This is a genomic window from Novosphingobium sp. (genome assembly GCF_032093395.1).
Taxonomy (GTDB): Bacteria; Pseudomonadota; Alphaproteobacteria; order Sphingomonadales; family Sphingomonadaceae; genus Novosphingobium.
The window spans coordinates 23158-47536 of sequence record NZ_DAMDBA010000017.1 but is presented as its reverse complement, the minus strand read 5'-3'; the positions used below and the strand labels follow the sequence as shown (position 1 = coordinate 47536).

The 24379-nt window shown below is 64.0% G+C and carries 16 protein-coding genes; 13 read left to right on the top strand and 3 right to left on the bottom strand.

Features of this window, described 5'->3' with window-relative positions; genetic code table 11:
* Window positions 1-9: 9 nt before the first annotated feature.
* The 8 genes from RT424_RS08715 (at window position 10) to RT424_RS08680 (ending at window position 14919) form a co-directional block, all read left to right on the top strand.
* Window positions 10-1575: a GH39 family glycosyl hydrolase gene (locus RT424_RS08715; RefSeq protein WP_313436416.1), complete on the top strand. Its 1566-nt coding sequence runs from the start codon at window positions 10-12 to the stop codon at window positions 1573-1575.
* 10 nt (window positions 1576-1585) lie between these two features.
* A complete protein-coding gene (locus RT424_RS08710; RefSeq protein ID WP_313436413.1) occupies window positions 1586-3229 on the top strand; it encodes a family 43 glycosylhydrolase in 1644 nt (547 codons plus the stop codon).
* A gap of 623 nt (window positions 3230-3852) precedes the next feature.
* Window positions 3853-6729: a TonB-dependent receptor gene (locus tag RT424_RS08705; protein WP_313436411.1), complete on the top strand. Its 2877-nt coding sequence runs from the start codon at window positions 3853-3855 to the stop codon at window positions 6727-6729.
* 119 nt (window positions 6730-6848) lie between these two features.
* Window positions 6849-9137 (top strand): hypothetical protein, encoded by a 2289-nt coding sequence (locus tag RT424_RS08700; protein WP_313436409.1) that lies wholly within the window; start codon window positions 6849-6851, stop codon window positions 9135-9137.
* The gene (locus RT424_RS08695) at window positions 9137-10777 is read left to right on the top strand and encodes a DUF5597 domain-containing protein (RefSeq protein ID WP_409521461.1); all 1641 of its coding nucleotides are present in this window, start codon (window positions 9137-9139) and stop codon (window positions 10775-10777) included. The genes RT424_RS08700 and RT424_RS08695 overlap by 1 nt, the downstream gene beginning before the upstream one ends.
* Window positions 10778-10844: 67 nt before the next feature.
* On the top strand, window positions 10845-12491 hold the full coding sequence (locus RT424_RS08690) for a DUF5597 domain-containing protein (protein ID WP_313436406.1): 1647 nt from the start codon (window positions 10845-10847) through the stop codon (window positions 12489-12491).
* Window positions 12492-12797: 306 nt separating this feature from the next.
* Window positions 12798-14090, top strand: coding sequence for a mechanosensitive ion channel domain-containing protein (locus tag RT424_RS08685; RefSeq protein WP_313436403.1), 1293 nt, complete (start codon window positions 12798-12800; stop codon window positions 14088-14090).
* Complete coding sequence (locus RT424_RS08680) at window positions 14083-14919, top strand: hypothetical protein (RefSeq protein ID WP_313436401.1); 837 nt, start codon at window positions 14083-14085, stop codon at window positions 14917-14919. Before RT424_RS08685 ends, RT424_RS08680 begins: the two co-directional genes overlap by 8 nt.
* A 71-nt stretch (window positions 14920-14990) precedes the next feature.
* On the opposite strand, the gene RT424_RS08675 is transcribed toward RT424_RS08680, so the two are convergent.
* Window positions 14991-15194 carry a hypothetical protein gene (locus RT424_RS08675; protein ID WP_313436399.1) on the bottom strand — a complete coding sequence of 68 codons (204 nt, stop codon included), beginning with the start codon at window positions 15192-15194 and terminating at the stop codon, window positions 14991-14993.
* Between the two features lie 301 nt (window positions 15195-15495).
* Between RT424_RS08675 and RT424_RS08670 the strand changes: the two genes are divergently transcribed.
* The gene (locus RT424_RS08670) at window positions 15496-18294 is read left to right on the top strand and encodes a PAS domain-containing protein (RefSeq protein ID WP_313436397.1); all 2799 of its coding nucleotides are present in this window, start codon (window positions 15496-15498) and stop codon (window positions 18292-18294) included.
* A 14-nt stretch (window positions 18295-18308) separates the two neighbouring features.
* Here the strand turns inward: RT424_RS08670 and RT424_RS08665 are convergent, their stop codons facing one another.
* Together RT424_RS08665 and RT424_RS08660 are read right to left on the bottom strand one after the other, a co-directional pair.
* On the bottom strand, window positions 18309-19193 hold the full coding sequence (locus tag RT424_RS08665) for a class I SAM-dependent methyltransferase (RefSeq protein WP_313436395.1): 885 nt from the start codon (window positions 19191-19193) through the stop codon (window positions 18309-18311).
* A gap of 170 nt (window positions 19194-19363) precedes the next feature.
* Window positions 19364-20512 carry a Gfo/Idh/MocA family oxidoreductase gene (locus RT424_RS08660; protein ID WP_313436393.1) on the bottom strand — a complete coding sequence of 383 codons (1149 nt, stop codon included), beginning with the start codon at window positions 20510-20512 and terminating at the stop codon, window positions 19364-19366.
* A 108-nt stretch (window positions 20513-20620) separates the two neighbouring features.
* Here RT424_RS08660 and RT424_RS08655 point away from each other — a divergent pair, with 108 nt between their 5' ends.
* The 4 genes from RT424_RS08655 (at window position 20621) to RT424_RS08640 (ending at window position 24367) form a co-directional block, all read left to right on the top strand.
* A complete protein-coding gene (locus tag RT424_RS08655; RefSeq protein ID WP_409521460.1) occupies window positions 20621-21007 on the top strand; it encodes a c-type cytochrome in 387 nt (128 codons plus the stop codon).
* 15 nt (window positions 21008-21022) lie between these two features.
* On the top strand, window positions 21023-22066 hold the full coding sequence (locus RT424_RS08650; RefSeq protein ID WP_313436391.1) for a sugar phosphate isomerase/epimerase: 1044 nt from the start codon (window positions 21023-21025) through the stop codon (window positions 22064-22066).
* Window positions 22067-22139: 73 nt separating this feature from the next.
* Entirely contained in the window at window positions 22140-23444 is a 1305-nt protein-coding gene (locus RT424_RS08645; protein ID WP_313436389.1) for an MFS transporter, read from the top strand.
* Window positions 23441-24367, top strand: coding sequence for a hydroxypyruvate isomerase family protein (locus tag RT424_RS08640; protein WP_313436386.1), 927 nt, complete (start codon window positions 23441-23443; stop codon window positions 24365-24367). The genes RT424_RS08645 and RT424_RS08640 overlap by 4 nt, the downstream gene beginning before the upstream one ends.
* Window positions 24368-24379: the final 12 nt, after the last annotated feature.

Below are 24379 nucleotides of genomic sequence, written 5' to 3'. Positions count from 1 at the left end.
GGGGTAGCGATGCGAAAGATCGAACTATTGGCCGCAGTGCTTGCGGTTTCGGCGCAGCCCGCCTGGGCAGCCGAAACACGCGACGAGCGTGAGATCCGTATCGACGTGACCGCGCCGACCGGCCCTGTGGACCGCTTCTACGATCTTTCGGTCGGTTCCGACTTCCCCGGAACGCTGATCCGTAAGGACAGCCAGGAGCAGCTCACGCTCGCGGCCGACGAACTCGGTTTCCGCTACATCCGCTTCCACGACATCTTCCACGACGTGCTGGGCACCGTGCGCAAGGTGGACGGCAAGATCGTCTACGACTGGACCAAGCTGGACCAGCTCTACGATGGCCTGCTCGCCAAGCGGATAAAGCCTTTCGTGGAACTGGGCTGGACACCGGCGGTAATGCGCACTTCGGACCAGCAGTTGTTCTACTGGAAGGGCAACACGTCCCATCCCGATCCCCGGATGTGGCGCGATCTCATCAACGCCTTCGTCACCCATGTGCGCGATCGCTATGGCGTGGAAGAAGTGCGCAGCTGGTACTTCGAGCTGTGGAACGAGCCCAACCTCGACGGGTTCTGGGAGAAGGCCGACCAGAAGGCCTATTTCGATCTCTACGCCAATACGGCCACCGCCATCAAGGCGATCGACCCCGCCCTGCGCGTCGGCGGTCCTGCCACGGCGGGCGCGGCCTGGGTGCCCGAATTCCTCAAGTTCGCATCGGACAACAAGCTGCCGGTCGATTTCGTGGCGACCCATACTTACGGCGTCGACGGGGGATTCCTGGACGAGCAGGGCAAGCAGGACACCAAGCTCTCTCCCTCGCCCGATGCCATCGTCGGCGACGTGCGCAAGGTTCGCGGCGAGATCGAGGCCTCTGCATTCCCCGGCATTCCGCTGTTCTTCACGGAGTGGAGTACCAGCTACACCCCGCGCGACTTCGTGCACGACAGCTATATCAGCGCACCCTACATCCTCAGCAAGCTGAAGGCGACGCAGGGCCTGGCGCAAGGCATGAGCTACTGGGCCTATACCGACCTGTTCGAGGAACCCGGTCCGCCGCCGACCCCGTTCCACGGCGGTTTCGGCCTCATCAACAAGGACGGCATCCGCAAGCCGGCGTGGTTCGCCTACAAGTATCTCAACGCGATCAAGGGCCAGGCGCTGCCTACCGGCGACGGGCAGGCGATGGCGGCCATCGACGGCAAGCGCATTTCCGCACTGGTCTGGGATTTCCAGCAGCCCGTGCAGAACCTCAGCAACAAGCCGTTCTACACCCGCCAAGTGCCGGCGACCCAAAGCAGGACGGTCCGGTTCCAGTTCCAGCATGTGCCGAAGGGCAACTACCGCGTTCAGGTCCGCAAGACCGGCTATCGCCTGAACGACCCGCTTTCGTCCTATATCGACATGGGCATGCCCGCCTCGCTGAACGCCGATCAGTTCGCGCAGCTTCAGCGCGAGACGGCCGATACGCCCTGGCAGGACAAGCTGGTACGCGTGGGCAAGGACGGCACGGCCTCGGTGGAAGTGCCGATGCGCGGCAACGACGTGGCGCTCGTCACGCTCGAACCCGCAGGCAAGTGAGGGGCGCAGGATGAGCATCACGCGACGCACGATGTTTCAGGGGGCTCTCGCCGGGGCTGCCGTACCGTCTCTGGCCCCGTCCCTTGCCAACGCCCTGGCGACCGGCAAGGCCGCTCCTGCCCCGCGATGGGGCGTCGGCGCGGAAGGGCAGCGCAAGGCCGATCTCGGCAACGGGTACTACCGCAACCCGATCATCTCCGGCGACCATGCGGACCCTACGATCCTGAAGGACGGCGACGTCTATTACATGACGCACTCGTCCTTCGATTCCTATCCGGGACTGGTGATCTGGCGCTCGACCGACCTGGTCAACTGGGCGCCGGTGGGCCCCGCCTTGCACCGCAATCTCGGCACGATCTGGGCGGTTGACCTGGTCAAGCACGAGGGGCGCTACTTCATCTACATTCCTGCCGACCCCAAGGGCGAAGGCTGGTCGATCTTCGCGATCTGGGCCGACGATATCGCCGGTCCGTGGAGCGAGCCTGTCGATCTCAAGATCAGCGGATGCATCGATCCTGGCCACATCGTAGGCGAGGACGGCAAGCGCTATCTCTTCACCAACGGCATCCGCAAGATCCGTCTGACGGACGACGGCCTGGCTACCGATGGGCCGCTGGAAAAGGCCTACGATCCCTGGCGATACCCCGACGACTGGGTGGTGGAGAATTTCGCGCCCGAGGGGCCCAAGCTCCTGCGCAAGGGAGACTGGTTCTACCTCGTCACCGCGATCGGCGGCACGGCCGGTCCGGTGATCGGACATATGGTGATCGCGGCGCGCTCGCGCTCGATCCACGGGCCGTGGGAACATTGCCCGCGTAATCCGCTGGTGCGCACTGTCAGCGTGGACGAACCCTGGTGGTCGCGCGGCCATGCGACGCTGGTCGAAGGCCCGGCGGGGGACTGGTGGATGGTCTATCACGGCTACGAGAACGGCATGAGGACGCTGGGCCGCCAGACTCTGCTGGAGCCTATCGAATGGACCCCGGATGGCTGGTTCCGGGCCAAGGGGGGCGATCTTTCCGTGCCGCTTCCCAAGCCCAAGGGCGGCAAGCCGAGCGCCTCGGCGCCGGGGCTGTCGGACGATTTCTCCCGCAACCGTTTCGGGAGCCAGTGGAGCTTCCATGCGCCACGGCGCGGCGAGGCGGAGCGGGCGCGCTACGAGGCGGGCGGGCTTGTGATCGCAGGCAACGGCAACTCTCCGGCGGACTCCTCGCCGCTCACCTGCCTGGCGGGGGATCGCAGCTATGAGGCTGAAGTCTCCATCGACCTGGTAGGCGATGGCGAGGCAGGAATACTGCTGTTCTACAACCACAAGGCGTTCGTGGGACTTGGCTTCACCCCTGAAAAGCTCAAGATCTACGAATATTCCGAGGAACTGCCTTGGGCAGCCGTGCCCCATCAGGGGCGCAGCCTGCGCTTGCGCGTCACCAACGACGAAAACGTCGTGACCTGGCATTACTCTTACGATGAAGGTCGCACCTGGCAGCGCCACGGCACCCGCATGGAAGTGTCGGGCATTCATCACAATGTTTTCGGAGGCTTTCTCAGCCTCCGCTTCGGCATTTACGTAACGGGCGGCGCTAAGGCCAAGCTGCGCGATTTCCGTTATCGAGCCTCGATCCCCGCTCACACCGCCCCTACTCACCACGGTTGACCGCCACTCGCCGAGTGGCGGCTACGCGGCGCACCGCCCCTATCCTCCTCCTAAGGGGCGGTGCGCCGTTACTCCTGCGCATTTGGCGGGGAACGAGGGAGGGGGACGAAAACTTGATCCCGCATTTGTCTGCGTAACCGTCACGCGAGAAAGTAGCGGGTGACCCCTGACCGTGGGCTCTTCTGAACCAGCGGTGTTTCTTTCGCGAATCGTATGAATACTTCCCCGCACAAACGATCTTTGTTGCGCAAACAGTGATAGCGCTATCACAAAAACTCATGCTGCTTTGCAATCGATGGGGCAGGGAGAAAGCGCCGTCTTACGCGCTTCCAGGTACGGTCGGCAGGAATGGGAAATGATTGCTGGGTTGGCGTTGTTTGTCAAAAAAACGATTTGATATCAAATAGTTATGAGTACATTTAGATTTCCCGATATGCGTATCGATTTTGCAACACTTCGAAGCTGTAAAACCTCGGATGATCCGAATTTTGGTACCGCTCTCATAAACCGTTTGACGACATTATTCTGTCAGCTTAATCGATTTGCCAGACTAATAGTCGCAGCAACGACATAGTAGGCGGGATGAGGTGATTGGCCCTCCCGCATGAATTCAGGAGGGGAACATGCCTAAATTCCGTCTTTACACCCGTGCGAGCATGATCAGCGTCGCCATGATGTCTATGGCTTGCGGCGGCCAGGCTTTCGCGCAGAGCGATCAAGTCGCTGGGGCCGAGGCCGATGCTATCGTCGTCACCGGCCGTCGCGCTGCGCTGGAATCCGCCGAGAACCGCAAGAAGAACGCGATCACGATCGTCGATTCGGTCGTGGCTGACGACGCCGGTAAATTGCCGGACAATTCGATCACGGAAGTGCTCCAGCGCGTTCCTGGCGTCACCATCGTGCGTTTTGCCGCGATCAACGACCCGGACCACTATTCGGTCGAAGGCTCGGGCATTCAGATTCGCGGTCTTTCCGGCGTCGCCTCGCGTCTCAACGGCCGCGAGATCTTCAGCGCGAACGCTGGCCGTTCGCTGCTCTGGGGTGACGTTACGCCCGAACTGATGCAGGCGGTGGACGTCTACAAGTCCTCCTCCGCCGACCAGATCGAGGGCGGCACCGGCGGCTCGGTCGATCTGCGCACCAAGCTGCCGTTCGACTTCAGCGAAGGCCTGCACTTCGCGGGAAGCGGCGATCTCAGCTTCGGCGATCTCGCCACCAAGACCGACTATTCGGTTTCGGGCCTGGTCGCGGGTAAGTGGCACACGGGTATCGGTGATATCGGCTTCGTCCTTGACGCTGCCTACAGCCAGCTCACCTCGGTTTCGCAGTTCGTGCGCATGGAGCCCATGTTCCGCACCCGCATCCAGGGGAACGACTACTTCATTCCCGGCGGCTATGCTTATGGACAGGAAGACTTCCAGCGCAAGCGTGACGGTCTTTACGGCGCGGTGCAGTGGGCGCCGAGCAACGACCTGACCTTTACCGGTGTATTCTTCCAGTCGCGCTATCGCAGTACGTCCGACGAGTTCGGCTCTTTCGTCACCTCGCAGAACCTGGCGGTCGATCCCAGCCAGAGCACGTTCGACGATTTCGGCGGCCTGATCTCGTCGCCGGCGGTGTTCCAGCGCGACAACTCCACGTTCCTTCCCAGCGGTGCGCCCGTCACCACCGGCGGCACCACGGGCTCGTGGAACAGCCGCACCAAGACGCAGGACATCTCCGGCTCCGTCAAGTGGAACCCCGGCGGCGGCCCGCTCACGGTCGATGCGGCCTACCAGCACATCACCTCGTCCTCCAAGATGCACCGCATGAACGTGTTCCGCACGGTCGACTTCCCGACCAGCTTCGGTCTCGATCTGAGTGGAAAGCTGCCCGCGATCAGTGTGGATCCTGCCTTCGTCCCCTCGTTGCTGGACCCGGCCAACTACAGCTGGCAGGCCGCCATGCCGCACGACGAGGACAACCGCGGCAAGCTGGACTCGGCCCAGCTCGACCTGACTTACGCCACCGGTGACGGCTTCCTGAAGTCGATCAAGGCCGGCGGCCGCTGGTCCAAGCGTACCGAGCGCGACTTCAACAACGGCTTCGCTTGGGCGGCGCTCGGGCAGGAGTGGAACGGCTATCCGATCATCCCGTTCTCGCAAAGCCGTCCGGGTGACATCCAGCTCTATACTTTCAAGAACTTCTTCCACGGCGGCGTGTCGCTGCCAGCCAGCCAGTACTTCCCGGATGCCGATTTCGCGCGGACGGTTGGCGTGGACGAAATTCACGACATCTACGGCGGCACGGCGGGGCGTCCGGAAGGCTTCGTACTGCCGAACGATCGTACCGACTACAGCACCAAGACGCTGGCAGGCTACGTCATGGCCAATTTCGGCACGGAGTGGGACCAGGCTTCGATCACCGGCAACGTCGGTGCACGCGTGGTCAACGTGAAGAACGCCAGCTCCGGCTACTTCCAGCAGAACACGGCCCAGTTCGTGCGCAACGGCGTGATCTACAGCCTGTCGGATGCCGCGCAGGTGCGCAGCGGCGGTGCCGAATTCACGCGGGTCCTGCCGGCGGTGAACGTCACCTATTCGCCGATCGAGCCCGTCAAGATCCGCGCTGCCTACAACATCACCATGGACAACCAGTCGTTCAACTCGCTGCGCGCTTCGGGCAACCTCGGCGTCCAGACCACGGGCAACGGCTCGCCGCCGGACTTTGCGAACTACACGACGACCTCGGGCGATCCCACGCTGAAGCCGACGATGTCGAACAACTTCGACCTTTCGGCGGAATGGTACCCCAGCGCCGGCACCAGCTTGCACGTGGCGGCTTTCTACAAGCGGATCACCGATTCCGTGGTGTTCGGATCGACCCAGCGCGTCGAAACCGTGCAGTTCACGGACGGCACCTCCGAACAGGCCACCGTCACCACCAACGAAGCGCGCACGGCGGACAAGGCGGCTACGGTCAAGGGCTTCGAGGTGGGCGGTCGCCTGTTCCTCGACAGGCTGCCGGGCTGGCTCTCGGGCGTCGGCGTCGAGGCGAACTACACCTTCCTCGACAGCAAGAACCCGGGCGACGTCTACTACGACATCGATGGCGTGGCGCATAACGACGTGCCGTTGCAGGGCCTTTCGAAGCACAACGTGAACCTGGCGTTCCTCTACGAACACAATCCGTTCTCGCTGCGGGTCGCCTATAGCTGGCGTTCGAAGTACCTTCAGTCCACCAACGCCAACGGCACCAACCAGAGCTACAACTTCTTCACCGCGCCGAACCAGAGCACCAACATCGCCACCAATCTGCCGATCTACGGTGCCGATTACGGTACTCTCGATGCCGGTATCACGGTTCGGGTGAACGAGAACCTCAGCGTACAGCTCCAGGGCACCAACATCCTGAACGCCACCCAGAAGACGCTGATGGGTGGCTATCCGGGCGGTCTCTACGGACGCAGCTGGTTCCAGAGCGATCGCCGCTATCGCATGGGCGTGAACGTCACGTTCTGAGGTCTTTGGGGCAGGCGGGCCGCAATGTCCCGCCTCGCCCTGAATTCGCGCACAAGGTATTCCCCTATGGAATTGGTAGCGGTATCGTAGGGGCTGCGAACGGTGCAATGCCAACGAACATGAGGGAAGAGGCCGTGGGTATTGCAAGGGCTGGTCGCGTGCTGGGCGCGCTTGCGATGGCCGCCGTCGCCCCGGCCATGATGGCGATTGCCGCGAAGCCTGTTGCCGCGCGGGAACAGTCATCGTCCACTGCATACGATTGGGCCAACGTCCGCGTGGGCGGCGGTGGGTTCGCACCCGGCATCGTCTTCAGCACGCTGGAGCCCGGCCTGGCCTACTTGCGCACGGACATGGGCGGGGCATACCGCTGGGACGCGCGGGACCGGCGCTGGGTGCCGCTTCAGGACGGTGTCTCCGAAGGCAGCTTCATGGGGATCGAGAGCATCGCCGCCGATCCGGTGGATCCAGGCACGGTCTACCTCGCCGCCGGCATGGGCGCGCGGCTGCCTGCCGCGATTTTTCGCTCGACCGATCGCGGCGATCACTGGCAGGTGACCCCCGCGCCGTTCGCGATGGGCGGCAACGAAGATGGGCGCGGTCTGGGCGAGCGGCTGGCGGTAGACCCTTCCGACAACCGCAAGCTGTTCTTCGGCTCCCGCCATCAGGGCTTGTGGTCCAGCGCCGATGCGGGGGCGCACTGGCAGCAGGTGGCGGCGTTCCCGCTCAAGGGCCTTGGTCTGCCGACCGGACGGCGGCAGACCCACGGCGGGCTTTCCTTCGTCGTGTTCGATCCCGCAAGGAAGGGCCGGATCTTCGTAGGCAACGCCGATCCGGCAGGCGCGCGGCTCTATCGTTCGGACGACGGAGGGGCGACCTGGATGGCGCTTCCGGGCGGTCCGGATGCCCGTCTGCTGGCGGCCAAGGCCGTGCTCGGGCGCGACGGCATGTTGACGGTAACGCTCAACGACGGGATCGGGCCCAACGGTATCACGCGCGGCGAAGTCTGGCGGCTGGATACGGCGAGTGGCCGCTGGAGCGACGTGACGCCGCTAAAGGGTGCCGATGCACCCGAGGGCGGCTATATGGGCGTTTCCGTATCGGCCCGCGATCTGAAGATGATCACCGTCAGCACGGTTGACCGGCGTCGACCGGTCGATACCGTTTGGCTCAGCCGCGACGGGGGTCGGCAGTGGGAGGAACTGTGGCCTCGATCCACGCGCGATGTGGCGGAGAGCCCGTTCCTCGATTTCGACGGCAAGGCGAACTTCGGCCACTGGATCGCCGGACTGGCGATCGATCCGTTTCAGCCGGGCCATGCCGCCTATGTCACAGGCGCTACCGTTTACGAAACGCAGGACTTCGACAAACCCGGCCCGATGCGCTGGCGATCGTGGACGCGCGGCATCGAACAGACCGCCGTCATTACGCTGACCAGCCCCACCGGCGGTGCGCACCTGGTGTCCGGTTTCGGCGACATCGGCGGGTTCCGGCATGACGACTTCGCGGTGTCGCCGCCGCGCATCCACCTTGAGCCCTTCCTGACCAACACCAATACGCTCGATTATGCGGGCCGTGCGCCGCTGGTCATGGTGCGCAGCGGCAATACCCATGCGCGCACCGTGCCGGACACATCGCTGGCGTGGTCGGCGGACGGCGGCGGGTCGTGGAGCGGGCTTCACGTTCCGGCATGCGCGCCGCACGCGGACGGCTCATCGTGTCCGGAGGCGACGGGGGATGCCGCCATTACGGTGTCGGCGGACGGCACGGCCTTTCTCGTCGAAACGGATGTGCCGCAGATCTCGCGTGACCGGGGTGCGACGTGGCAGCGGGTTTCCGGCCTTCCGTCGCGGGTGCGGGTGACCGCGGACAAGCAGGATCCAAGGCGCTTCTACGCGGTCGATTTCGCAGCAGGGCATATCGTGCGCAGCGATGACGGCGGCGCCAGTTTCCGGCCGGTCGCGGGGAGGGGGCTTCCCGCAGACCTGACGCCGCTGCGTTCCGCCAACCGGGAAGACCCGGCACCCATTCTGGCGCAGCCGGATCGCGCGGGCGCCTTATGGCTTGATCTGGGCGGCGCCTTGTGGCGCTCCAGCGATTTCGGGGAAAGCTGGCGACGCACCGGGCAGGCCATCCGCGTGGACCGGTTCGGCCTTGGCAAAGGTGCGCCAATCCGTTCTGAGCCGGGCCACTCCGAGCCGGCCATTTACGCGCTGGGAACGAAGGACGGCCTCCGTGCGATCTGGCGCTCCATCGACGGGGGGACGCAGTGGACGCGTATCAACGACGATCAGCATCAATGGGGCCTGCGTATCCGCATGGTCTCGGGCGATCCGCGCCTGTTCGGCCGGGTCTATGTGGCAACCGACGGGCGAGGTCTGATTACCGGCGACCCGGCCAAGGGGGAATGATGAAGAAACTGAAAGCTATCGCACCGCTTGTCCCGGCCTTCGCTCTGGCATTCGCCATGGCAGGTGCCGCCGCCGCCCAGACGACGACGCCGCTTCCCCGCATCGAGACCCGCGACGGGCGCCATGCCCTGATCGTCGATGGTGCCCCGTTCGTAATGCTGGCAGGGCAGGTCAACAACTCCAGCAACTATGCCGAGCCGCTGAAGGCGGCCTGGCCGGTGCTCGACGCGATGAACGCCAATACCGTGGAGGTTCCGATCGCCTGGGAGCAGGTGGAGCCGGTCGAAGGGCGGTTCGATTTCACGTTCCTTCAGGAACTGCTCGATCAGGCGCGCGCCCACGACAAGCGGGTGGTGCTGCTGTGGTTCGGAACCTGGAAGAACACCAGTCCGGCCTATACCCCGGCCTGGGTCAAGCTCGACAACGCGCGCTTTCCCCGCATGAAGGACCAGCAAGGCAAGGATCATGGCGTCCTCACGCCCTTGTCGAAGGCAACCATGGAGGCCGATCGCCGCGCCTTCGTGAAGGTCATGGAATACTTGCGTGACCATGACCGGCAGAACACCGTCATCATGGTCCAACCGGAAAACGAGACCGGATCCTACCGCGTCCCGCGCGATTTCTCCGCCGAGGCCAACCGTCTGTTCGCGCAGCAGATCCCGGCCACGTTGGCGCGCAAGCTGGGCAAGTCCGGCACCTGGGAACAGGCCTTCGGGAAGCAGGCGCCGCGCGCGTTCAATACCTGGTACGTCGCCAGCTTCGTGGATGCCCTGGCGAAAGCGGGCAAGACGGTGAAGGCGCTGCCGATGTACGTCAACGCCTCTCTCGCCGGTCCTTCGAACGTGCCCGATCCCACCGGCGTCGCCAGTGGAGGCCCGCAGTGGGACGTGCTCGATATCTGGAAGGCCGCAGCCCCCGCGATCGACTTTGCCGCGCCCGACATCTACGACCGTGACAGCGGCAACGTGATCCAGTACCTCGACAAGTATACCCGGCCCGATAATCCGCTCATGGTGCCCGAGATCGGCAACGCCCGCGAGTTTGCCCGCTTTTTCTGGCCCACGATCGGGCGTGGCGGCATCGGCTTCGCGCCCTTCGGAATGGATGGCACCGGCTACTTCAACTATCCGCTGGGGGCCAAGGATCTCGACAAGCAGACGCTGGCCGCCTTTGCGCTGCCCTATGCCGCCGTGGGTTCGATCATGCGCGACTGGGCGCGCATCGCCGCTACCCGTCCGACCTGGGGCGCCGCGAAGCCGGATGACGGCAGCGTGCAGTCGGTCACATTGGACGACTGGAAGATCACGGCGGACTGGGGGCAGTGGCAGTTCGGCATGAAGGACTGGACCTGGATCAAGGCCGATCCGACACCCTGGGGCGCGGAACCGATCGGCGGCGTTGCCGTGGCTCAGCTTTCCGATACGGAATATCTGGTGATGGGCGACCATGTGCGGGTCAGTTTCTCGGCAGCCAACGGGCGCGAGGACGGCACCCTCGTCTCGATCGAGGAAGGCACGTTCCGGGACGGCAAGTGGGTCATGTCGCGCGTGTGGAACGGTGACCAGACGGACTACGGGATCAACCTCATCGACCGGCCGCAGGTGTTGAAGGTCACCACCGGCTTCCATTCCCGCAAATAAGATCAAAGCGCACCCTTCCCCGGCCCGGTCGGGGGAGGGATCGCAGACCGGGGCGGGGCAGAGGTTCATGAAGACGGAACGGTTGAGGAATCGCGTGAAGGGCCTGCGCACTATCCTTGCTATCGCGCTTGGGGCGCTGCTGGCCGTTGCTTCCGGCGCCCATGCCGAAACCCCGCGCATTGCGGAGAAGAACGGACGCCACGCCCTGATCGTGGACGGAGCGCCGTTCCTGATCCTGGGAGCGCAGATCAACAACTCCAGCGCCTGGCCCGACGCGTTGCCGCGGGTCTGGCCGGCGATGGATGCGCTCGGCGTGAACACGGTGGAGATCCCGGTCGGCTGGGAGCAGATCGAGCCGCAAGAGGGCCGGTTCGATTTCACCATCGTCGATACCCTGCTGGAGCAGGCGCGCGCCCGAAACCTGAGGCTTGTCCTGTTGTGGTTCGCCACCTGGAAGAACACCAATCCGCAATATGCGCCGCGCTGGGTCAAGCTGGACAACCGCCGCTTCCCCCGCATGGTTCGCCCGGACGGTACTCTTCACTACGCGCTTTCGCCTTTCGGAACCGAGACGCTCAAGGCCGACGGCAAGGCTTTTGCGGCGCTCCTGCGCCATCTGCGCGAAGTCGACCCGCAAAACACCGTCATCATGGTGCAAGTGGAGAACGAACCCGGCTCCTACGGCTTGCCGCGCGATCACTCACCCGCCGCCAATGCCGCCTTCGCCGCTCCCGTGCCCGCAGCATTGCATAAACGGATGAAGAAGCCGGCGGGAAGCTGGACCGCGTTGTTCGGCCGCGATGCCGATCTCTATTTCCATGCCTGGCACGTTGCCCGCTATATCGATGCTGTTGCCGCTGCGGGCAAGGCCGAGAAGCCACTGCCGATGTATGCCAATGCGGCGCTGCCGGGCGATCCGTTCACGTGGCAGGATGCCAAAAGCTATGCCAGCGGTGGCCCGGCCAACACCGTCATCGATGTCTATAAGGCTGCGGCGCCTCATCTCGATATCGTCGCGCCCGACATCTACAATCCCGCGCACAAGGCCTATGTCGGATTTCTCGACGCTTACGACAGGCCGGACAACGCTCTGTTCGTGCCTGAAACCGGCCACGCCAAGGAATATGCGCGCTTCTTCTTCGAGGCCATGGGGCGGGGCGCCATCGGCTGGTCGCCATTCGGAATCGACTACACCCGGTACTTGCCGGTCTTTCCGGCCACGCCGAAGCTGGAAGGCGATCCCCTGGTTCCCTTCGCGGCCAACTACATGCTTTTCAAGCCTTTTGCGAGGCTTTGGGCCAGGCTCGCCTTCGAGGGGCAGACCTGGGGAGCCGCCGAGCCGGAAGATCCGGCGGACCAACACCGCCGAGTGCTGAAGCTTGGGCGATATGTTGCCCAGGTCAGCTTCGGTAGAGGCGATTTTGGCGACGGACCGCCCAAGGGCAACGCCTACCCCAGCGGCGGCGTCGCAATCGCGCGCATCGGGCCTGACGAGTACCTCGTGACCGGCTATTTCGCGCGGGTGGAATTCGCGCTCGCCGATCCTTCCCTTGGCAACATCATCATCGACCGAGTGGAAGAGGGCAGCTACGACGCGGAGGAGAACTGGAAGTTATCACGCGTCTGGAACGGCGATCAGGTGGATTGGGGGCTGAACTTTACCGGTGCCCGCCAGATACTCAGGGTGAAACTGGCAACTTATCCGAAACGGTGATTGCGGCGGTTGTTCGCTACAAGCTTGGCGCTCGTCATCGCCGATCCGCAGGGCGACCCGTGCGGAACTTTGCCAGCGTATGCGCGCCTCGCCGGAAGCGGGGCAGGGCGCCGTTTCCAACCTTAGGCGCCTGATGGTCGCGGCACGCCCATCGACGCTTGTCGTTCAGGCTCCATCTCATCGCGCCCGGTTACAGGCCTGGGGATAGTCCAGCTTCAACATCACGCTGCTATCGTGCCATAACGACGAGGTTCGCTTCACCAACCCCCTTGAGGAAACGTCTTGCTTACCGAGAATACCCGATCGATGCCCTCCTTCTCCGCCCTTAACCCGCCTTGGGCCAGCGAACCCTGGATGCAGACGGGCCTTGCCCTGCTGGTGCTGGTGGCAAGCGCCTGCCTGGCCAACTGGGTAGCCAAACGGATCGTGCTCAAGGGTGTGCTTCGCCTGCTCGGTCGCACCCCTTTCGAAGCCGAAGCCCGTCATGTCGGCGCGATCGTTGCACGGCTTTCGAACATTCTGCCTATCGTGATCGTCCAGGCGGGGATCGCCGCCGTGCCCGGGCTGTCGCCAGAGCTCGTCTCGCTTGCGCACAGCCTTTGCGCCGTGATCATCATCCTGGCCCTCGCGCGTGCGGTCACGGCCACGCTCACGCTCGGCAACGAACTGTACCAGCGACGCCCGGATGCCGGGAACCGGCCGATCAAGGGCTACGTTCAGGTCGCCAACCTGCTGGTCTATGCCGCTGCCGCGATCCTCGTGCTGGCGGCGTTGATGAACCAGTCGCCGCTGCTTCTGCTTTCGGGCCTTGGCGCCATGGCTGCGGTTCTCATGCTGGTTTTCAAGGATACCATCCTTTCCCTGGTCGCATCGGTGCAGATCGGTTCGAACGACATGGTGCGCGTGGGAGACTGGATCGAGATGCCCAAGCTCGATGCGAACGGCGATGTGATCGATATCGCCCTGCACACCGTGAAGGTACAGAATTTCGACAAGACGATTACCACGATCCCTACCTACCGGCTTATCACCGAAAGCTTCCGCAACTGGCGGGGCATGTCGGAATCCGGAGGCCGCCGGATCATGCGTGCGATGATGATCGACCAGAATTCCATCGGCTTTCTGGATGATGAGAATCTTGCGAAGCTGGGGCGTTTCGGCGTGCTTCGCGATTATCTTCGGGAACGGCAGGAGCAGGTATGCCAATGGAACGAGGCCCATGCGCGCGACGAAATTCTCGATGCCCGCCGGCTGACCAACCTGGGCACGTTTCGCGCCTATGTTCTGGGCTATCTCCAGTCCAGGCCGGACATAGCCGATGACAAGACGCTGCTGGTGCGCCAACTCGCGCCCGGCGAGCACGGGCTGCCCCTTGAAATCTACGCCTTCGCCACGACGACGGTCTGGGCGCGCTACGAGAACATCCAGGCCGACATATTCGACCATCTCCTGGCGATCATGCCGGAGTTCGGCCTCAGGATATTCCAGCGACCGGCGGGTTCGGATTTCGCCTTCCTTGCGGGGGAGGCCGGGGCCAGGCATAAATCCTTGCGCTCTTCTCTTCACGTCCCGTCAGCGGAACCCATGATCCATGTCTGACCGTTTCACCAAAGTCGCGATGGGCCTTGCCGCTGCCGCCTGCTTGATCGCGCCAAACCTCGCGAAAGCTCAGGTCAGGTCGCGATCGCTGGACCAGGGGACTTACGTCGATACCGTCGAGCTTTCGAAAAAGGCCGATCTGGTGGTCCTGGCCAGGGTGACGCGCATGGATCCGGTCCCCGCGACGGCGTCCGGCGCGTCTTCATCCACCCGCCGGCTCTATTATGCAGAAGCGAGCACTCGCGCGCTGCTCTATGGCCAAAGCGGAATTGGCGGTTCGCTGCGTTATCTGGTGGACCTTTCGGCAGCTTCAGCGGAGAGCGTTGCGGCGCTGAAGAACAGGGACGTCTTTCTTTTCGCCAAGCGCGTACCCGGACGTCCTCAGGAGATCAGGCTGGTGGAACCCACCGCCCAGCAACTCTGGTCCGCCGAACGCGAAACAAGGCTTCGATCGGTTCTTCGCGCGCTGGTGGCGCCCGGTGCGTCTGCTCCGGTGACGGGCGTCAGGGAACTGACTTTCGTGCAGGGCGACCTGGCCGGGCAGGGGCTCACCCAGATTTTGCTCGATACCAACAAGGGCAGGGCGACCATCTCCGTGCGTCACGAGCCCGGGCGGGCGGAAACCTGGGGCGTTTCGTTTTCGGAGGTCGCGGGAGGCCCATTGCGGCCACCGGCGGGGGAGACGCTGGAATGGTACAATCTTGCCTGCTTCATGCCGCCCTCGCCGCCGCAGAATGCCTACGTCTCGGGGACATTTGCCGCCAAACAACAAGCCTATGCCGATTATCGCATGGTATTGGCGGCGTTGGGCGCCTGCGCGCGCAGCTGATACGGCCCTGGCGTCAGTGCGGCAGCATGGCCCTAATGGCTGTCGTCAGAGCCTATGGTTGTCGTCAGACCCTAATGGTTGTTGCCAGGCAGGGCGCGGGTCGGTCCTGCCGCGGGGTCGCAGACCACCGAGATCGGCAGGCCCGGCAAATCCGCAAGGTGCCGGGCAAGCGCCGGGCCAGCAAGGATCTGATAGGAAAAGGCCTTGTGCCGCGTAGGAACGACGATCTGTACGTGGGCGTGATGATCACGCAAGTCTCGTATCTCAGCTTTCATTTACGACAAGTCCGTTTGGCTTGGGGGAATGCCCGATGGTTGCGACCGGAAGAGAGACTACGCGCGAAACGTAAGAATGATCCCGGTGCGGGTTGTCCTTGGCGCTTTCCTTCGCCAGGCCGTCGCGATAGCGGCTTGGCGCAACCCATTCGGCGGAAAGCGCGTTCCTGGTGTTTGAGCTTCCGAACAAGCATTATACAGCGGATGATCTGGCACGCGTTTTCGTTCCGGTCCGCAGGTTTATGCTGGTCGAGGCCGCAGCGCATTGGGAGCAATCCGAAAGCATGAAGACGATCGACGAATGAAAAGTGCAGGGTCTGCAGATTCGCAGGTAAAAGGCCTGTCCGATACCGACCGGGTTCGCCTGGCGCTCGCGGCCGGTGCGATCGTCGGCACCTGGTTCTGGGATGTCGCCTCGGACAAATTCACCTTCGACGAACAGTTCGCCGATGCGTTCGGCGTCGATCCGGCGCTTGGTGATTCCGGGATCGGCCTCGAACAGATCGTCGCGACGGTCCACCCCGACGACAGGGAGGGCCTTTCCGCTGCGATCGACGATGCCCTTTCCCGTGGTGGCACCTATGCCCACCATTATCGGGTGAAGAGGCGCGACGGAACCTACCACTGGATCGAGGCCAACGGCCGCGTCGAGACGGATCCGGAGACCGGCTCCGTGACCTTCCCCGGCGTTCTCATCGACATCGACGAACGACACAGCCTCATGGAAGAGCGCGACAGCGCGATGCGCCTGCTCGAGGCATTTATCGAGGCCGTGCCAGGCGTCGTCTATGCCAAGGACAGGCAGGGCCGGATGATGGTGGCCAATCGCGGCGCGTCCGAACTGGTGGGCCGGCCGATCGTCGAGATGATCGGCAAGACCGACCTCGAAACGCTCGGCAATTCGGCGGAAGCTGCGGGCGTCATGGAGCGTGACGCAGCGATCATGACCGGCGGAGAGGTCGTGCAGATCGAGGAGCAGATCTCCTATCCCGACGGCCGGGAGGCGGTCTGGCTCTCGACCAAGGCGCCGTTCCGAGATGAGGATGGGCAGGTGGTGGGCCTTATCGGCTCTTCGGTGGACATTACCGGTCGCCGGGCCACCGAGGCCGAGCTTCGCGAAACCGAGGAACGCTATCGGCTGGCCGCGCGGGCAACCAACGATGCGGTCTGGGACTGGCGCATCGCGGACGGGCATGTCGTCTGGAACGAGGCCCTGGAACGACGGTACGGCCACGCTTATACCGAAACCGGGGCCCAGTGGTGGCTCGATCATATCCATCCCGACGATCGCGATCGCGTAGACCACGAGATCCATGCCGCCATCGACGGCGAGGGAACGGCGTGGACGTCCGAATACAGGTTCCGCACTTCGGACGGCGCTTATGCAGACGTGCTGGATCGAGGTTTCGTGCTGCGTGCCGAAGACGGCAGGCCGGTGCGAATGATCGGCGCCATGCAGGATCTTACCGAGCGCCGCGTCCGCGAAGCCGCGGTACGGGAAAGTGAGGAGCGCGCCAGACTGGCCACCGAGGCGGCGGCGATCGGCACGTGGAATCTCGACCTTCGGTCCGGCGAACTGCGTTGGGACGCGCGGACTAAGGCGCTGTTCGGCCTCTCTCCGAAAGCGGCCGTGACATATGAAGGCACCTTCCTCAACGGCCTTCATCCTGACGACCGCGCGGCGACCGAAGCGGCGGTCGCCGCAGCGATCGCGCCCGGGGGAACGGGCCAGTACCATATCGAATACCGCACTCTGGGCATCGAGGACGGCGTCGAGCGCTGGGTCGCGGCAAGAGGACGCTCGGTCTTCACCGAGAGCGGCGAACCGCTTCATTTCATCGGCACGGTGGTGGACATCACCGAACTCAAGCGCACCGAAGCGCGCCTCCGCGAGTTGAACGAGACCCTTGAGGCGCGCGTCGCCGCGGAAGTGGCGGAGCGGTCGGCAGCCCAGGAAGCGCTGCGGCAGTCCCAGAAAATGGAGGCGGTAGGGCAGCTTACCGGCGGGATCGCACATGACTTCAACAATATGCTGGCCGTGGTGATCGGGTCGCTCGACCTGCTCGGCCGCCGGGTGGGCGAAGCCGATACCAAAGTCAGGCGCTATATCGATGCCGCCACGGAAGGTGCCCAACGCGCAGCGACGCTGACGCAACGCCTGCTGGCGTTCTCCCGCCAACAGCCGCTGAATCCGGACGTCGTCGATGCGAACAAGCTCGTTCCCGGCATGTCGGAACTTCTGCGCCACTCGCTTGGCGCGGACATCCGGCTCGAAACCGTGCTGGCACCCGGATTGTGGCGCACGCACGCCGATCGCAACCAGCTGGAGAACGCGATCCTCAACCTTGCGGTCAATGCCCGTGACGCCATGCCCGACGGCGGTCGCCTTACGATCGAGACGCGAAACGCCGAGGAGCAGGACGGCCTCGCATCATCGGGGGCACCTGCGGGGAACTATGTGCTGATCGCCGTATCGGACACGGGCCTCGGAATGTCCGAGGAGATTGCCGCCAAGGCCTTCGATCCGTTTTTTACGACCAAGAAGGTAGGCAAGGGCACCGGGCTCGGCCTCAGCCAGGTATATGGTTTCGTCCGGCAGTCGGGCGGGCATGTAAGAATCTGGTCCGAACCTGGGCAGGGCACCGTGATCAAGCTCTATCTTCCGCGCTTCACCGGCGATGACCGCGAGGCCGCCGTCCAGCATCCGCAAGAGCTTCGGCTCGGCGGCCAGCAGGAAACGATTCTCGTCGTCGATGACGAGGCGGCCGTGCGCCAGTTCAGCGTCGAAGCGCTGCGAGACCTTGGCTACCGGGTGGTGGAGGCGGATGGGGGCCTTGCGGCCTTGCGGATTCTGGATGGCGATCCTGAGATCACGCTGCTTTTCACCGACATCGTCATGCCGGACATCAACGGGCGCAAGCTGGCGGAAGAGGCGCTTCGGCGGCGGCCCGATCTGAAGATCCTCTACACCAGCGGCTATACCCGCAACGCCGTCGTTCATAACGGGGTCGTGGATTCGGGGGTCGAACTGATAGGCAAGCCGTTCACCATCGAGCAGCTTGCCATCAAGCTGCGCGCGATCCTGGACATCCCTGGTTGATCCGCAATTCGAGGCTATGCCACGGGCGCGGATATCCCGGTGGAGGCCGGCGCTATCGGTTGATGATCCTGCTCGCAATGCTCCGGCGCGGGGAGGGGGCGGCTCTTCGCCCGGCGATAGACGCGGCGACACCGGGCGGCGAAATCGGGCGCCAGGTCCTGGCCCCAGTCGATGAGATGCGCGCGCAGGCGCTGGAGGCGATTGGCCGAGGCCGATTGGAAGACCAACTGTCGATAGATCGCCAGAGCTTCATGCGGATCTATGATCCGGTCCGGATCGGTGATGAGTTCGCCGAAGTAGGTGTCGACGAGGCGCTGGCCCGGGCTGAGCTTGCCCGCGTCGATCAGCATGTTGGTGAGAAGCCATGACAGCCGCATCTTGCTGTCGATCCGGTAGGTCGAACCCTGGCGCTTGACCCGGACCCGGTCGGCCACATCGTCGATGATGAGGGCGCAATCCTTCGCAAGCCGCCCTTGAAGCGTTTCCAGATCCCGATCGATCCGCCCGTCGGCGTCCAGCATCAGAACCGATATGGGCTGGTCTGCGGGCAAGACCTCAAGACCGCTTGCGAGATCGCGAGGGGTGATCGTGACGAGGTCGGAAACGCCGTAGCGTGCCAGGCTTTCCTCGATCCGTGCGATCCGCTGCTCGGGCGACTTGACGGACCGCCGCGGACCGCCGGTCATGGGATCGAATGTATAGACGTGCCCCGGCATCCCGGAGCTTTTCAATCCCAACGCCAGGGCTACGGTAGCAGCGCCGAGCGCGGTTCCCACTTCCACGATCAGCCCGCCTCTCAAGGCCGTGTCATGGACGCGGGCGTAGACTTGCGGGGACAGCATGCCGTCGCAAGTGGCGATCAGTTCGGAAAACAGTTCGTTATCGGCACCCTCTCGCATCGGCTTGCTCCCGACATCTGCCGCAATAGTCGCTCGAACCGGCTCGGTGCGGCAGGACTATTGCGGGTTAGTTCGGGATAGCCGCCCGGCTATTGGGGCGGCTCGTCGTGCCGAGGGAGCGCTTTCCCCCCGGTAGCGTCCGACAACCGGCTTATCGCCGGGTTGTGATGTCATTCGTCGGCGAGCTTCGTCCATTTTACGGTGGATGCGTTGTTGGCGACGACGTTCTCGACGAAGGCCATCGTCCGCAGGCCTGCATCGACCGTGGGAAACGCGCCATGGCCAGCGGCCCCGTTCCCGCTCAGAATTTGCGACGCGAAGGCGCGGTAGAGGTTGGCGAAAGCTTCGATGTATCCTTCCGGATGCCCTGACGGTGTACGCAAAAGTCGCATTGTGGATTCCGCCAGGCCTGGTCCACCTGCGCGAATTTCTTCCGCCGGACGGTCCAGCCAGCGCAGTTTCAGAGTGTTGGGCTCCATCTGAGCCCATTCCAGCCCACCGTATTCGCCGTGGATCCTCAGCTTCAGTCCGTTTTCTTCACCCGCAGCCACCTGGGTCGCCTTGAGGACACCGCGTGCTCCGCCATCGAAGCGCAGCAGGACGCTGACATCGTCGTCCAGCAGTCGACCGGGAACGAACGTGGAAAGTTCGGCACAGAGTTCCTGCACCTGCAATCCCGAGACATGTTCCGCCAGATGGAAGGCGTGGGTGCCGATATCGCCCAGGCAGCCGCCCAGGCCGGCGCGCAGGGGATCGGTTCGCCATTCTGCCTGCTTGTTGCCTTCCCGGTCGATCGCCTTGCTGAGCCAGCCTTGCGCGTATTCCACTTGTACCAGCCGGATTCTGCCGAAGTCGCCGTGGGCCACGCGCACGCGGGCCTCTTCCACCAGGGGATAGCCGCTATACGTGAAAGCAAGGCCAAAATGACGGCCGGATCGGGAGGCGGCCTGCGCGATCAGACGTGCCTCTTCCATGTTCAGGGCCATCGGTTTTTCGCAGAAGACGTGGAAGCCGGCGTCCAGCGCGGCAATGGCCATGGGGGCGTGAAGGTGGTTGGGCGTGACGATCGCCAGCGCATCGATGCGCTCGTCGGCCGGCAAAGCCGCTTCCGCCGCGAGCAGCGCGTCCAGCGACTCATATGTGCGGGCGGGCTCGATCCCCAGCGTTTCTCCGGAGCGGCGGTTGCGGTCCGGATCGCTGCTGAACGCGCCGGCGACCAGTCGCCAGTCTCCGTCCAGCGCCGCTGCCGCGCGGTGAACCGCTCCTATGAAGGCGCCTTCGCCGCCTCCGGCCATCGCAAGACGCAAGGTGCGTTTCATGTTCCTCTCCCTTTTTCCCGATCGACACCAAGCCCTTATTTCAGGCCTTGATCTGATATGATTTACCGGTAAACGTTAGGCAATAAGAAAATAGATGGAGAGTCGAGGATGCGCATGACAGCAGCCCTCATCCGAACACCGACCGCTGCCATTGTTGCGGCGATGTTCGCATTACCCATTTGCACGCAGCCTGCCGCCGCGCAGGCCGCGCCTCCTGCATTCAACGCCTGCAAGGCCTGCCATACCGTGAACAACGGCGGCAAGAACGGCATCGGGCCCAATCTCAACGGCGTTTCGGGCCGTCAGGCGGCTTCGGTTGCCGGATTCAACTACTCGGCGGCGCTCAAGGGCGCCAAGCTGCGCTGGGACGATCAGAGCCTAGATACGTTCCTGGCGGCACCGGCCAAGAAAGTGCCCGGCACGCGCATGCCCATCGGTACGCCCGATCCGGCCAAGCGCGCGGCGATCATCGCTTATCTCAAAAGCCTGAAGTAAAGGGGCGGCAAGGCCATGCGGGGTCCGGCAATATTCCTGGCGCAGTTCATGGGCGACGCGGCGCCTTTCGACACATTGGACAATGCCGCGCGGTGGATGGCGCAGGCTGGATACAAGGGTATCCAGGTGCCCAGCAACGATCCGCGCTGCATGGACCTATCGCTGGCGGCGGAAAGCCAGGACTATTGCGACGAACTGGCCGGCCGCTGCCGAGAGGCAGGGTTAGAGATCACGGAACTGTCCACCCACCTGCAAGGGCAGCTGGTTGCCGTTCATCCCGCCTACGATACGGCATTCGACAACTTCGCCCCGGTGGAACTGCGCGGCAAGCCCGCGGAGCGCCAGGCCTGGGCCGTCGATCAGCTGAAGCTGGCGGCCAAGGCGAGCCGTCGTCTTGGGCTTGCGGCACATGCGACTTTTTCCGGAGCGCTGGCCTGGCCCTTCGTCTATCCCTGGCCGCAGCGTCCGGCGGGGCTGGTGGAGGACGCATTCGCGGAACTGGCGCGTCGCTGGCGTCCGATCCTGGACGCTTTCGACGAAGAGGGCGTCGATCTCTGCTACGAACTCCATCCCGGAGAAGACCTGCATGACGGGTTGACGTTCGAGCGCTTCCTGGATGCGGTGGGCGGCCATCGCCGCGCGAATATCCTCTACGATCCCAGCCATTTCGTGTTGCAGGCGATGGACTACCTTCAGTTCATCGACATCTACCACGATCGCATCAAGATGTTCCATGTGAAGGATGCGGAGTTCAATCCCACGGGGCGGGCGGGCGTCTATGGCGGCTATGCCGACTGGGTCGATCGCCCCGGTCGTTTCCGTTCACTGGGAGACGGCCAGGTCGATTTCACCGGCATCTTCTCGCGTCTCACCCAATACGGCTACGACGGTTGGGCGGTGCTGGAATGGGAATGCTGCCTGAAACATCCGGAAGACGGCGCGCGCGAAGGCGCCCCCTTCATCGAAGCGCATATGATCCGCAGGCCGGAACGTGCGTTCGACGATTTCGCGGGGGGTGGCGATCCCGCCAACAACCGCCGCTGGTTGGGACTGACCTGACAGCGAAGCAAGCACGGCCCCGATCGGAAACATCAGGCGGGGCATAAGAGGCTAAGGGGGGAGAGGATCGGACATGACGGGCGTAAACCGGCAAAGACTATTCTGGCTGAGCGTTCTGGCGCTCTTCACCGCGTCCATGAGCGCATCCCTGCGGGCCGCGGTGGCAAGTAGCCTCAAGGCGGAATGGATCGATCCCATCGCGCCGATCGCGGCGGGCGAGATGATCGGCGCGGCACTGGGTTCGGCGTTCTTGGGCTTTTCGATCACCGTCTTCGTGGTCAGCGCCGTGCTGGACCGGATCGGCATCCGCCGTGTCCTGATCGGCTGCGGCGTGGCCTTCCTGATCGGCACGACGCTGATCGTCACGGCCGGGCTGTTTGCAACCGGCATGGCGGTCTATCATGTAGTGTGGCTGGGGATGCTGCTCAGCGGCATCGGCTGGGGCTTTGCGGAAGCCTCGATCAACCCGCTGACCGCCCGCCTCTATCCCGAAGACACGACGCATCGCTTGAACGTTCTTCATGCCTGGTATCCCGGCGGCCTTATCGTCGGCGGTCTGGCCGGGGTGTTCCTGGCGCCGCTGATGCCGTGGCAGGCGATCATGGCGCTGGTGTTCCTGCCCGCCCTCGGCGTCATCCTGATCGGCGCGACGACCCGGTTCCCGCAGCCTCCCGCCGCCGTCGGTGATCGTACAACCAAGGATAGGATGCTGGAGGTGGTGCGCCGTCCCAGCTTCTTCGTCTGGTTCGGGGCGATGTTCCTGACCGCTTCGTCGGAACTGGCGCCGGGCCAGTGGATCGATGTCGCTCTCAGCAATCGGGTCGGGATGCGCGGTATTCTGCTGCTGGTCTACGTCAGCGCGCTGATGTTCGTGTTCCGCCATTTCGCCGGACGGATTGCCGGGCGTCTCTCCAATCCGGGGCTGCTCTGGGTGTCCAGTCTGCTGGCGGCGATCGGCCTGTTCCTCCTGTCGCAGGCCCAGTCGCCGGTTTCCGCGATCCTGGCCTCGACCGTATGGGGGCTCGGCGTCTGCGCGATGTGGCCGACCATGCTGGCTTCCGTTGCCGAGCGCTATCCGCGCGGAGACTCCTGGGCGTTGGGGCTGGTGGGATCGGCGGGTGCACTGGCCAGCTTCTTCGTGCTGCCGCGTCTGGGCGAGATGTTCGACGAGGCGAAAGTGAAGATCGCCGGTGGGCCCGAAGCCTTCACGCGGCTGAGCGGCGCCGCGCTGCGCGCCGTGGAAGACGCCGCCGCATCGCAGTCCTTCGCGCGGCTGGCCTTCGTGCCGCTGACGCTGCTCGTCGTGTTCGGCGCCATCTGGCTGGCCGAAAGGCGCTCCGGCCGCCGAACGCGCAGCATGGCGGAGGGCGTGGCATGAGCCTGACACGACGCTCCGTGATCGCCACCGGCCTGGCCGCCGCCGCAGCTCCGGCCCTGTCGGCGGCTGCCAGGAACGCCGGCGGTGGAGGCGGTTCCAACGCCGCGCACTTCTCGCTGGGCTATGCCCCGCACGAAGGAAGCTTCGCCAGTCGGGGCGGCCTGCTCGAACAGATCGCGTTCGCTGCCGATCAGGGCTTTCGCGCCTGGGAGGACAACGAGGCGCGCAAGCGGCCGGTCGCCGAGCAGGAGGCCATGGCCCGCGCCTTGTCGCAGCGGAACATGACCATGGGTGTTTTCGTAGCCAGCATGCCGAAGTGGGCCGACTTCCGGCCGGTCCTGGGCAGCAACGACGATGCCGACCGGGATGCCTTCCTGGCCGATATCCGTACATCGATCGAAGTCGCGAAGCGGCTGAATGCCAGGCACATGACGGTTGTCACCGGCTTCATGGACCGCAAGGTGCCGGAAGCAATCCAGACCGGGCGCATCATAGACTGCATGCGCCGCGCCGGAGACATCGTTGCGCCACATGGCCTTGCGCTGGTGATGGAGCCGCTCAACACCCGGACCAACCATCCCGGCGTATTCATGCAGTCGATCGCGCAGGGCTATGCGGTGGCGCGCGGCGCCGACAGTTCCGGCGTGAAGATCCTGGCAGACCTCTATCATGAGCAAATCCAGTCCGGGAACCTGATCCCGACGCTCGAAGCCTGTTGGGCGGAGGTCGGCTATATCCAGTTCGGTGATAATCCCGGCCGCAAGGAGCCCGGCACGGGCGAAATCAACTACGCCAATATCGTGCGCTGGCTGCGCGGCCGCAACTACACCGGCGTGATCGGCATGGAGCACGGCAATTCGCTCGCGGGCCGCGAGGGCGAGGAGCGGTTGATCGCGGCTTATCGGGCCATCGACAGAACCTGAAGAAGGGAAGCA